This is a genomic window from Shewanella sp. 0m-8 (genome assembly GCF_052977265.1).
In genome coordinates this window covers 201,358-213,333 of record NZ_JBRIMB010000002.1, presented here as the reverse complement: position 1 = coordinate 213,333, position 11,976 = coordinate 201,358, and the positions used below count along the sequence as shown (strand labels likewise).

10 protein-coding genes are annotated in these 11,976 nt (G+C 44.0%); 6 read left to right on the top strand and 4 right to left on the bottom strand.

All coding sequences use genetic code 11. From position 1 onward, the window contains the following. Nucleotides 1-231: 231 nt before the first annotated feature. Together ACVBIO_RS02095 and ACVBIO_RS02090 are read left to right on the top strand one after the other, a co-directional pair. Nucleotides 232-1,221, top strand: a complete 990-nt coding sequence (locus ACVBIO_RS02095) for a 2-hydroxyacid dehydrogenase (protein ID WP_447163175.1) — start codon at nucleotides 232-234, stop codon at nucleotides 1,219-1,221. A 60-nt stretch (nucleotides 1,222-1,281) separates the two neighbouring features. Further along, nucleotides 1,282-2,019: a dienelactone hydrolase family protein gene (locus tag ACVBIO_RS02090; RefSeq protein WP_447163176.1), complete on the top strand. Its 738-nt coding sequence runs from the start codon at nucleotides 1,282-1,284 to the stop codon at nucleotides 2,017-2,019. A gap of 133 nt (nucleotides 2,020-2,152) precedes the next feature. On the opposite strand, the gene ACVBIO_RS02085 is transcribed toward ACVBIO_RS02090, so the two are convergent. Beyond that, nucleotides 2,153-2,677 (bottom strand): DUF3332 domain-containing protein, encoded by a 525-nt coding sequence (locus ACVBIO_RS02085; protein WP_447171861.1) that lies wholly within the window; start codon nucleotides 2,675-2,677, stop codon nucleotides 2,153-2,155. 297 nt (nucleotides 2,678-2,974) lie between these two features. On the opposite strand from ACVBIO_RS02085, the gene ACVBIO_RS02080 reads away from it, so the two are divergent. From ACVBIO_RS02080 to ACVBIO_RS02065, 4 genes are all read left to right on the top strand, one after another. Continuing rightward, complete coding sequence (locus tag ACVBIO_RS02080; RefSeq protein WP_447171860.1) at nucleotides 2,975-3,718, top strand: spermidine synthase; 744 nt, start codon at nucleotides 2,975-2,977, stop codon at nucleotides 3,716-3,718. Nucleotides 3,719-4,113: 395 nt separating this feature from the next. Further along, nucleotides 4,114-4,683 (top strand): alkyl hydroperoxide reductase subunit C, encoded by a 570-nt coding sequence (gene ahpC / locus ACVBIO_RS02075; protein ID WP_447162195.1) that lies wholly within the window; start codon nucleotides 4,114-4,116, stop codon nucleotides 4,681-4,683. Between the two features lie 331 nt (nucleotides 4,684-5,014). Continuing rightward, nucleotides 5,015-6,649, top strand: coding sequence for an alkyl hydroperoxide reductase subunit F (gene ahpF / locus ACVBIO_RS02070; protein WP_447171859.1), 1,635 nt, complete (start codon nucleotides 5,015-5,017; stop codon nucleotides 6,647-6,649). A gap of 81 nt (nucleotides 6,650-6,730) precedes the next feature. Continuing rightward, nucleotides 6,731-7,915 carry a GGDEF domain-containing protein gene (locus tag ACVBIO_RS02065; RefSeq protein WP_447162194.1) on the top strand — a complete coding sequence of 395 codons (1,185 nt, stop codon included), beginning with the start codon at nucleotides 6,731-6,733 and terminating at the stop codon, nucleotides 7,913-7,915. Here ACVBIO_RS02065 and ACVBIO_RS02060 read toward each other — a convergent pair. From ACVBIO_RS02060 to ACVBIO_RS02050, 3 genes are all read right to left on the bottom strand, one after another. Next, nucleotides 7,912-8,109 (bottom strand): hypothetical protein, encoded by a 198-nt coding sequence (locus tag ACVBIO_RS02060; RefSeq protein ID WP_439267985.1) that lies wholly within the window; start codon nucleotides 8,107-8,109, stop codon nucleotides 7,912-7,914. The two genes, ACVBIO_RS02065 and ACVBIO_RS02060, sit on opposite strands and share 4 nt — an antisense overlap. Nucleotides 8,110-9,515: 1,406 nt before the next feature. Further along, a complete protein-coding gene (locus ACVBIO_RS02055; protein WP_447162192.1) occupies nucleotides 9,516-10,967 on the bottom strand; it encodes a cytochrome C biosynthesis protein in 1,452 nt (483 codons plus the stop codon). Nucleotides 10,968-11,352: 385 nt separating this feature from the next. Continuing rightward, nucleotides 11,353-11,769 (bottom strand): hypothetical protein, encoded by a 417-nt coding sequence (locus tag ACVBIO_RS02050; RefSeq protein WP_447163180.1) that lies wholly within the window; start codon nucleotides 11,767-11,769, stop codon nucleotides 11,353-11,355. Between the last annotated feature and the right edge of the window lie 207 nt (nucleotides 11,770-11,976).

Sequence of the window (11,976 nt, the reverse complement as noted above, 5' to 3'; positions counted from 1 at the left end):
GCTCGCTTTTTCTTTATCACTTTTTCTTTCTCGCTTTTTTATCATTTACTCGCAAAGACATCCATCTTCAATCAGGTGTATACCCAAACGACTTGAAAATGCCCGCTGAATCCTGCATCTTCAACTGGCTTAGGTATCGTGTAATAGCCCTCAAACAAATCTGCTAATATCATAATACCGATTGGTATACACTGTTCTGGTTTTCCCTCCTCCTAAGGTAAGGTTTCTACAATGAAAATAGGCTTTTTTAGCGCCAAACATTACGACATGCAGCATTTTGACCGCACCAATACCGCATTCGGCGCCAGCATTGAATATTTCGATTATCGTCTTTGTATGCAAACAGTAAAATTAGCAGCAGGCTTTGAGGTTGTTTGTGCCTTTGTGAATGATTCCCTATGTGAAGAAGTGCTAGTTGAACTCGCTCAAGGCGGAACAAAGATTATTGCTATGCGCTGTGCAGGCTTTAATAACGTCGACCTACAGGCTGCAGAGCGCCTAGGGATGAAGGTCGTTAATGTGCCCGCTTACTCGCCTGAGTCAGTCGCAGAGCACACGGTGGCACTTATGCTAACCCTTAATCGTAAAATCCATAAAGCATACCAGCGTACCCGAGATGCAAATTTTTCTTTAGAAGGCCTAGTGGGCTTCAATATGCACGGCCGTACAGTGGGCGTGATTGGCACGGGTAAAATAGGCCTAGCGACCATTAAAGTATTGCAAGGTTTTGGCTGTAAAGTGGTAGCTCATGACCCTTATCCTAACCAAGCGGTTATTGATTTAGGCGTTGAGTACATAACGCTTGAGCAGCTATATCCTATTTGTGATGTTATTAGCCTGCATTGCCCGCTAACAAAAGAGAACCACCATTTATTAAGTGAGAGTAGCTTTGCAAAAATGAAGCCCGGCGTCATGGTTATTAACACCAGCCGTGGTGGTTTGCTTAATGCGCTCGATGCCATGGAAGCGCTGAAATCGGGACAACTGGGTTCGCTCGGTTTAGACGTATACGAGAATGAGAAAGAGCTTTTCTTTGAAGATAAGTCGAGTGAAATCATTCAAGATGACGTATTTAGACGCTTATCAGCCTGCCACAATGTGATATTTACCGGTCACCAGGCATTTTTAACCGAAGAAGCATTAGGTGCAATTGCACATACAACCTTAAGTAATGTTAAGCAGTTACTTGCAGGGGAACATTGCCCTAACGAGTTGTATTAACGCTTAAAGGTTAAGTAATCGATATTGCACTTATTTATCTGACTCGCTTAAGGAAAGCCGATGATCATTACTCAAGAAGTTCATGATATCTCGACCGCAACAGGAATCATGCGAACCTACCTGTATCGCCCCGATTGTGAGGGGCAGTTTGCCAGTATTATTTTCTACTCAGAGATATTTCAACAAACCGCCCCAATCGCAAGAGCTGCAGCGATTCTTGCTGGGCATGGCTTTGTGGTACTCGTGCCTGAAGTGTTTCATGAACTAAACCCTATCGGTACCGTGCTTGAGTACGATGATATCGGTAAAGATAAAGGCAATGCCGACAAATTTGCTAAGCGCCTTGAAGACCATGATAGTGATACCGAGGCCCTGGTCGACTTTGCTCGCAGCTTAAGTTTTTGCAGTAGCAATATCGGCAGTATGGGCGTCTGTATTGGTGGCCACCTTGCTTATCGCGCGGCGCTTAATCCAGATATTCAGGGGGCATTTTGTTTGTACCCAACAGACATACACTCCAACACCTTGCCTTGTGATAAAGGTAATGATTCATTGAGCCGTACGGGTGATATTGCTGCAGAGTTGGTGATGGTGTTTGGTAAGCAAGATCCCCATGTTTCTGCGCAGGGGCGAAAGCTTCTCTATGAGCAGCTTGAAGCCAAAGAGGTTAAGTTTAACTGGCTGGAGGTGAACGCCCAGCATGCCTTTATGCGAGATGAGGGTGATAGGTATGATCCAGCGTTAGCGATTCAGATGTATCTGCAAGCGGTAGCGTTTTTTCAGCGAACGCTGAAGTAACGAACTAAGAATAAAGCACTAAGCATAAAACGCTAACAATAAAAGGTGTAATCACATTCCAGAATAAGACTGCGAATAAAAAAAGGGCCAGTATTACTGGCCCTTTTGTATGTCACGGAGTAAATACTAATCATTAACCTTGCTGGTATGCAGCAAGCTCATCAGTGCTCACGCGAGCAATGAAAGTGCTATCTAGGTAGAAGTCGACATGCTCGTCTTGCTTAACACCTGACATTACCTGTTGGCTGCCATCTTCATAAACCAATGTCATGGCCAAAGTATTGTCATCAGTCGCTACCATTGAAGCGCTAGTTAACTTGATGTTTTTTAGCGGGGCGCTAGTTAGATCGCCATCAATGTGTTGGTTCACTTTGAAAATAGCTTCAACTGGCATATCGACTACCGCTGGGGAACGGCCAGTGATAGGGTTTGTGCCCGTCCAGAACTCGATGCTGTTAAGGATAAATAGATCGCCAGTTGCAGCGAAGCCATAAATTGGGCTCATAAGTAAAAATAGACCAGCACGGCCATAACGGTTATCAACCGCGCTAAGGTTAGCTTTAGTTACCATAGCACTTAGGCCCATTTGGCCCATACAACCGGTAAGTTGAGTGCTTAGAATTGCCGTTAGCGCGACGGCAGAGATTGTCTTTTTCATTGGTTTAATTTTACTGAATTGAGAATGGCGCTGATTGTATGTATAAGCCAAAAATGAAATGTGACAGCGCTAGCAAATCCAGGTTGGTAAATTGTAGTGTTTGTCTCGATCTTAGTGGTGCTTGTTTGCTTGGTGTGGTATTTGTTTTTAAGTTTGGTTTTGTGCTGTTTTTTGTCTGGTAATGTGGGTTAATTGTTGCTGCTCATGCGCGGTATCAGCGCTTGTTACATCTAGAACGTCACCATTTTATTAAAGTACTATTTAACGCATAATAGCGCTCCAAATATCGGAGAACGCATGTCAGATTATCAAGTATTACACCAAACCCAAGACGAATATGGTCCGCTTATTGTATTAGAGGATAAGGAAACACGGATCCTCGCGTTTGGCGATAACGACGAACAAAGCAAATTGCTCAAGGCCACTCCGCATATTCCGCAGCACACCTATGTGCAAGCCATGTTGCTGGTTCTACTCTATAGCCAACCTAAAAGTGCAATTGTGCTTGGGCTCGGTGGTGGTGGACTTATTCATGCGCTGCGCCACTTTGATGCGGGTATTAAGTTAACGGCAGTAGAGTTAAGAGATGACGTGATAGCGCTGGCTAAGCGATATTTCCAGTTGCCGCTGAGTAAAAAGCTTAAAGTCATTCATCAAGATGCCAAGCAATTTCTAGAGGCTAGCGATCATAAGAAGGTGGATATTGTTTTTGCTGATATCTACAGCGCGGAAGGGGTGGATGCCGCGCAGGTGTCACAGGCCTTTATTGCCCAGTGCGCGGCCTTAATTAAAGCCGATGGCTACTTGGTTCTCAATTGCTGGAAAGAGCATAGCCAAAACCGTGAGCTACTTGCCTACCTTAATATGCATTTTGTAGAAGTACGTGCTTGCCTAACTGGCAGTGGCAATTGGGTGGTGTTTGCGGGTAAGGTCAAGCGCGACATTACCGCCAGTGCACTCAAGACCAAGGCGCAGTCCTTATCGCAGCAGCTTGATTTTCAGTTGGCGAGATCGCTAACCCGCTTCGACCTTTGGGAGTAAAGTAAAAGTCTGGGAGTAAGAGTAAAGTCTCGCTAATACTTATCGATGTGTTAGCGAGTCTATTTTCTACTTATAGTTTTTAGCTTCTCTGTGCCAAAATCCAAATTTGCTTGCCCTCTTTTACTTAAAACCTTTAAGTCCATTTTTTATCGTACTTATGCACCGTACTTATGCGTCGTACTTTTCAGGCGAAAGCCTGATATCGCAGGCTTGTTAATCTTGTTCGGAAAAACAGATTAGCATGATAGCTTTTACCCGTTATCATTAATTCATTGGCTCCGCTATTATTCTTCCATCGAAAACGAACTGGCGTTAAGAGACTCATCATCACTCATTCAGTTTGTTGAATTTTAAGAAATAGTATTTTCAACTTTAATTATAAAACGGAGCATTACATGCATCAGTCAATTATCAACTCTACAATCAAGCCATTCACAGCAACTGCTTTTCACAAAGGTGACTTCCACCCAGTGACAGAGCAAGACCTACTAGGTAAGTGGTCAGTCGTATTCTTCTACCCAGCTGACTTTACCTTTGTATGCCCAACTGAACTAGGCGACATGGCTGACCATTACGAGAAGCTACAGGCTATGGGCGTTGAAGTTTACTCAGTATCTACTGACACTCACTTCACTCACAAAGCATGGCATGCAAGTTCAGACACCATCAACAAGATCCAGTATCCAATGATTGGTGACCCAACAGGCACTATCACACGTAATTTTGGTGTGATGATTGAAGAAGACGGTCTAGCACTACGCGGCACATTTGTTATCAACCCAGAAGGCGAGATTAAAGTGGCTGAAGTACATGACCTAGGTATTGGTCGTAGCGCAGCAGAGTTAGTTCGTAAAATCCAGGCTGCACAATATGTTGCAACACACGACGGTGAAGTTTGTCCGGCAGCGTGGCAGCCAGGTGAAGCAACACTTGCACCATCAATCGACCTAGTCGGTAAGATCTAAATCTAGATTGAGTTGAAAGTAAGGTGTTTACCTCGCTAGCTTGTCCCCCAAACGGGTTAGCTTGGTAGCCATCTTCACCAGGCTCTCTCCATTGTTCAGCTTAGTGCCCCCCTGCAAGCTAAGCTGAACAAACTCTTATTTCTACAGCCTTTTTTTACTTTTTTATTTTTAATGAGTTAGTACGATTTATATAACAGTTTTATTTTTTATTTTCTGTATCCACTTTTTATTTTTTGTGAGCACTCTTTGTTTTGGTTAACACTAAACCGCATTATGGCTAATACTGCCTGCTCACCTATACCAGATTAGCTTTTAATATTTAGGAGTCATCATGTTAGATGCAAACGTCAAGAATCAACTGAACACTTATTTGCAAAACCTCAAGCACCCAGTTGAGCTGGTTGTATCTATTGATGACAGCCCAAAAGCGCAAGAGCTTAAATCTTTAGCTGCAGATATTGATAGCCTATCTTCACTTATTTCAGTGACTGAGCAAGTGGGTAAGCGCACGCCGTCAATGTCGGTGATTAACCCGGATCTAGGTCAAGGGATTGGCAGCCAAATTACCTTTGCTGGTCTGCCTATGGGGCATGAGTTCACATCACTAGTGCTTGCCTTACTGCACAGCGGCGGCCATCCAATAAAATTGGATGCCGATGTGATTGAGCAAATCCGTCAACTGCCGGGCGAGTATCAGTTTGAGACTTATGTGTCGCTAAGCTGCCAAACATGCCCGGAAGTAGTGCAAGCACTGAATATGATGGCGGCGATTAACCCTAACATTACTAACGTGATGATTGATGGTTCATTGTTTCAGGATGAAGTGAATGAACGTAACATCATGGCCGTACCTTCTGTTTACCTTAATGGCGAGCAGTTCTCTATGGGAGCCATTAGTACTGTAGAGATCTTAAATAAGCTTGATGTGAATGCTGCCGGTAGAAAAGCCGAGCAGTTAAATGAAAAAGAACCGTTTGAGGTATTAGTGGTGGGGGGCGGCCCAGCTGGCGCATCGGCTGCCATTTATGCGGCGCGTAAAGGTTTACGTACCGGTATTGTCGCCGACAAGTTTGGTGGTCAAGTGGCTGAAACGGTAGGTATTGAAAACTTTATCTCGGTTAAGGCGACTGAAGGACCAAAGTTGGTCGCTAATCTTGAAGCTCACGTGCATGAATATGACGTGGATATCATGGATAACCAACGCGCTTTGAGCTTAAAGTCGGGTGAGCTATTTGAGTTAACCCTTGAAAGTGGCGCGGTGCTGCGCAGTAAAACAATTTTATTAGCAATGGGTGCTCGTTGGCGTGAAATGAACGTACCGGGTGAGCAAGAGTATCGTGGTAGTGGCGTGGCATACTGTCCACATTGCGATGGCCCACTGTTTAAAGGTAAGCGTGTTGCTGTGATTGGCGGTGGTAACTCAGGTATTGAAGCCGCGATTGATTTAGCTAATATCGTTGAGCACGTTACTGTGCTTGAGTTTGATAAAAGCTTACGTGCCGATGATGTATTGCAGCGTAAAGCAAAATCGATGGGCAATATCGAGATTATTACACAGGCGATGACCACAGAAGTGACCGGTGATGGTAAGCGCGTTAATGGCCTTAACTACACCGATAGAGCAACAGGTGAGTCGCATCATGTTGAACTTGCTGGCATATTTGTTCAGATTGGTTTAGTGCCAAACTCAGAATGGTTAAAAGACACTATTGATATGACAGCTCGCGGTGAAATTACTGTCGATGCTAAAGGTGAAACGTCATTGCCAGGTGTGTTTGCCGCAGGTGATGTCACTAACTCCGCTTATAAACAGATAATTATCGCCATGGGCAGTGGTGCAACGGCTTCGCTAGGCGCATTTGATTACCTAATTCGTCATAATGTTGATGACTCTCATACCGGTAAAGTTGAAGACTCTACACATAAGAAAGTTGATGACTCTAGCAGCGATAATGTTGCAGCCTAAAGCGATTAGTCGTTACTATAAAGCCAGCAAAAGCTGGCTTTTTTAGTGGATGAGTCATAGAGCTGTAATAAGTAATGGAGAATGGCCCTGAATTCACATCGATATCACGCGCAGATAAAAAGAGAAACGTTTACCATTTTAAAGCGCGGTATTTTATGGGCGACTTACGTCAGTTGTGCGCTGTTATTTGTGGTGCTGGCCAATACGTATTATTTTGATAGCCTTTATGATGACATTCAGTTACTCCAATTAAAAACGCTGCCATTGTTTGCAGTTGTTTTTATCGGGATTATTACGGTAAAGCTTAAAGGGCTTGGCCGTATTAGCGTAAATAAAACATATACCTACCTAGCGTTTTTAACTATTGGCTGGTGTTACGTTCTCATCAATCTTGCCTTGTTATCTGCACAGAATATGCCGGGAATAGAGTCATTAGCTGACGTTCTAGTACTGGTTTTTGCGTTAGCCTTATTTCCCCATCGCCATGCAATGCTACTGACTATTCTGCCATTTTTGATTTTTAGTGCGAGCTACCATTCACTGCAATATTCGCAAGTGTTGGTTTATCCCATCACCAAGTTTTTATGTTTTTTTGGCATTATCTTATCAGGCCAGAAAATTATCTCTGGTTGGTTATTTAAAGCTGTGACCCGTAATATCGAGAATAAGAAATTAATGCAGCAGTTTAAGCACTTAGCTTTGATTGATGGGTTGACCAATATCAGTAATCGCCGTCACTTTGATGAGGTGTTAACTCAAGAGATGAAAGCGTCACTTCGAAGTGACAAACCGTTATCCATTATCATGGTCGATGTGGATTTCTTTAAGCCGCTTAATGATAGTCTTGGTCATCAAGTGGGCGATGAGTATTTGATTAACGTTGCTAAGGTATTGAACTGTGCGCTTGAAAGGCCGAGGGATCTCGTGGCGCGTTATGGCGGTGAAGAATTTGTGGTGGCTCTACCTGATACGGATTTAACTGGCGCGGTAAAGGTCGCTGCAAAGATCCAACGTGCATTAGCTGAAGCTAAACTCGTGCATCCGAGTTCTACAGCCTCAAAATATGTCACCGTTTCTCAAGGTGTGGCGCAGTGGCAAATATCTATGGAGGCCGCTGAATTGTTACAGGTAGCTGACCGCTTGTTGTATCAAGCAAAGTCAGCGGGACGAGATAGGTACTTATACCCAACTGATCTAAAGGTGGGTATATATGAATCCATCGACAGTGGTAACCAGAGCCGAGAATCACTAAATGAAGCGAGTTAGGCCGTAGTATTGATATTGTGGCCAGTGTTACCGACAGGCGCCTGTGGGGTATCGGGTATCGCGGCATTGATCAAACTTAATGCGATATCACCTTCAATTTTTTGTTGGTCTTTAGCCATTTGCGCGACTTTAACGCCAACATCGCCATGGCTCATGTTAGGTTGAAGATTCGCACTAGAAATAGTAACTGCCATATGTAGCTCGATTAATTAAGAATGTTATTTGGTTATCGGCGCGCACTTTAAAGACTTAAGGTCAGTCGTGTTACAGAGTGTATCGGTTTTAAAGCTAAGACGGAAAAGAAGGTTCTAGGAAAACAGGTTCTAGGTCCTAGGAAAAGCAAAGCCGATACAAGCTAAGACGGGAAGAGTCGGACGGCCAGCGGCCTAGGGAACGTGACAGCGTCACTTACGGAGCGCTGCGCTCACGGAAAAAGCGGTAAAGCTAAGAAAGAGTAAAGATGATAAAAGCAAAGAAGAGCAGCCAGAAAACATATTCTCTTTTGTAGGTTGGGCTTTAGCCCATCAATCTTGGTTTTATACTAGATTTGTCGGCATAAATACCGACCTACGGAAAGAAGGGGCTAGGTTTGAGGAAAAGCAGGCCCTAGGTCCTAGGAAAAGCAAAGACGGTTCAAGCTAAGACGGGAAGAGCCGTACGGCCAGCGGCCTAGGGAACGTGACAGCGTCACTTACGGAGCGCTGCGCTCACGGTAAAAGCGGTAAAGCTAAGAAAGAGTAAAGATGATAAAAGCAAAGAAGAGCAGCCAGAAAACATATTCTCTTTTGTAGGTTGGGCTTTAGCCCATCAATCTTGGTTTTATACTAGATTTGTCGGCATAAATACCGACCTACGGAAAAGAAGGGGCCAAATTTCGTTGTTCGCTACAGGAAAAGCAAAAGCGATAAATGTGGCTCACCACGGCGAATATGGTGAAGCCATGTGCTAATAAGCGAGAGCTAGGGATAGCGAACTGGCGGTTAAACACGGATGTTGTTGGAACACGGAGGACACGAACAAAGGCAACGGCTTAAGCTTTTTAAGATCTTCACCTGCGTACTCCTCGTGAAAGCGCTGCGCTTCGTGGTGAGTTCAGTGCTTTAAAAAAAATGATGTTAACGCTAAATTTATACGTTAGGTAAACACACTTTGGGGCATTTTCAATTTAGAAATCGAACCACCATGGCTAAATGAGAGCACCAATTATCCGGTGTAGATGCGGCCGTGACTGTCCATGACATGGACGTCATGGTCGAGCTTCCAAGGATGGACTTGCAGCGTGTCACGGCAGTATCTGCACATCCCTCGCTGGAGGCGATTGATAGCCATGAAGCTACAAGTTCAAGCACGCTACCAATTAGCAACGATACAAAAAATATAATGATCCGTCATTCGAAGGTAAACACGTTTTGGGGCAAAAGCAATTCACCACGAAGGACACGGAGATCACGGAGAAGAGCCACAGCCGAGGCCTGTTAAGCTCTTCATCTTTACCTCCGTGTTCTCCGTGAAAGCGCAGCGCTTCGTGGTGAGATTCATGCTTTTTGAAGAGCTATGTCTGTCCTAGATTTTCACAAGCTTAACTCTTCAGTTAAGAAAACTATGATTTTGCAATCCGTGATTTCTCAATCCCCTTGCGAATAAGGGTAATGATAAAGGTTAGCACGATAGAGCTTAAGATAAGGCCAATCGCTAAGGCCACATTTTGCAGCGCCGTCGGGTCGATAGCTAACATACCACCTAGGCCCATCATCATAATGCCCGACATGAGCTTAAGGGTTTGGCCTTCTTTTTCGGTGAGCTTGCGTTTACCAAGTGACACACTAAAGGCAATAACAATCGCCGCGAGTGGGATGACATACACCACGTTGTACATCACCAGGTACATGTAACGCTCAAATGTGTCTAGGTCATGCATCGACAATACGCTGGTGTAGATCATCGGGAAGCCAGCTGTGCAGAGTAACTCATACGCGTTGGCTAAAATCGATAACACCACGGTACCGGCTATCATGGCGGTCATGCTGCTGGCGCTGGTGAGTTTACCCATACGTTTAATCAACCCGGTGCGGTTCTCTGCAGACATGGATAAAGTGACTTCGCCTTTAGTAAAGAAGTAGTCTTTGATGTTTACCGCGCCTGCGACGAGCGCCAACATACCCGCCCCGAGAATAATCCAGCCGCCGTCGCTACCAGCGCCAAGTAGTTGGAAGATATTCAGCCATGCGCTCATAAAGATGAAGTAGATAAAGCCTGAGAAGAATACGAAGATGCCACCGACAATTAACATGCGAGTGCGGCTCTTGGCGTTAACCATAATTGAAAGTAGAAATAACAATACAAAGAAAGCGCAAGGATTAAAGGCATCGACGCCAGCCAGTACCACTGTTAATAGCGGTAGCGACATCTGCTCAGGGTGGACAACACCAACGAGTGGCAACTCAACGGGTTGCACATCAGAAGAGGCTATTTCACTGGTACTATCTAAACCTAAATCACAGGTGCCTTCGCTGTCACTGCTGCTTTCTTTACAGGTTTCAAATAGGCCCGCAGAGACGGGAGCAGCACTAGTGTATTGGCCCTCGGTTTCAGGGGCTAACTGACCACCAAGTGATACATAATATGACTTTAAGCGTTGCACTAAAAACTCACCAGTAACAGCTTGGCTACTGTAGCCTACCACCGCTTTTTCACCGCTAGCAAAATAAGGCACTGAACGCGCTTCTGTACCTGTTTGTTTGGCTATTTGCTGCCAAATCTTCATGGTACCGGAAGCAGTGATCATATGATCTTCCACCTCGATCCAGGGGTAACGCTCTGGCAGACTGTCGATAAATGGATGCGCTTCGGCGCAGTGTGGGCAGGTTTTAGACCAGAAGAAATACAGTTTTACCTTTAACTCCCCTTGGGAATTAGTGTAATGCCACATATTGGCTTCATTAATGGCAGTGTCATTAATGGAATTACCATTAACTGGGCTGTCAGCTGCAAAGCTTGGCATAGAAAGGCTTGAGAGAAATATGGCGATGAATAATAGAGCTGATTTGACCATGCGAACTCCATAAGGCAAATTAGGCATGAATTGAGACTTAGGTTACCGATACTTTACTGTAATAGTTAGCATTTGCTAAATTAATGTGTGGTTTTTGCTACTGGAATCTCGAATAAATTACTTTTGGGAACTATGACTAGTTTTAGGTAATAGAATTAAACTTTTAGCAATAATTGTAATGGCTTGATTAAGCCGTTGTTTAACTAGTCATAACGAGCCACTCGTTATACATAGGTTTGATCGCTAAAAGCTTTATAAACAGTTTGATAGGTGTTGTGCATAGCTAGATTGCTGTTTTGGGGCACCTATGATCAATGTTGGCATTTTGTTGATAAAGACGCTGCGGGCTGACTAATGTTTGAGCGTTTTTTATAGTCTTTATCGGTTATTCATCTTTACTGGCAATTTGAATCTGCAGTTGCTCGGTTTCTGCAGCGCACCATACCACTGACACATTGCGGTTCTCGTCGGTACTTGCGGTTAATATTCGAGTGATCACGGGGGCGGGGTAAGCCGCATTATCAAGGTAAGTTTTTACTCTTTCAATACGCCTTTGTGCTAACCACTTATTATACTTGCGCGCTTCTTCAGTGGTTTGAGTTTGATTGACTTTAAATTCGAGCAGCAAATAACCGCTATTGGCTTGGGTGTTTTTACTTAACTTATCGAGTTGCGATGCGTAATGTCCTGCAAAATAAGAGCTATTCTTTGCATAAGGAATATCGACTATATGGGTTTGGTTATCACATTGTGCGGCCACGCTTCCTGCGAACAATAAACCAACTACGGCTATAGACTTCATTTTGTACATCCTTGATAACATGAAAACTTTTTAAAAACTAACAGCGTAAAAACAGCTGGATCGTTCAAATTCGAGAGCAATTTATGCTATTAGTATCTGAAAAGCAATCATCTTTAGATCAATTATTCTAATGATGCTTTGGCGGATATTAGAGCCAAACCCACAACCTAGTTTCACGACCTAATATGCTATTAACCAGGCTCATAA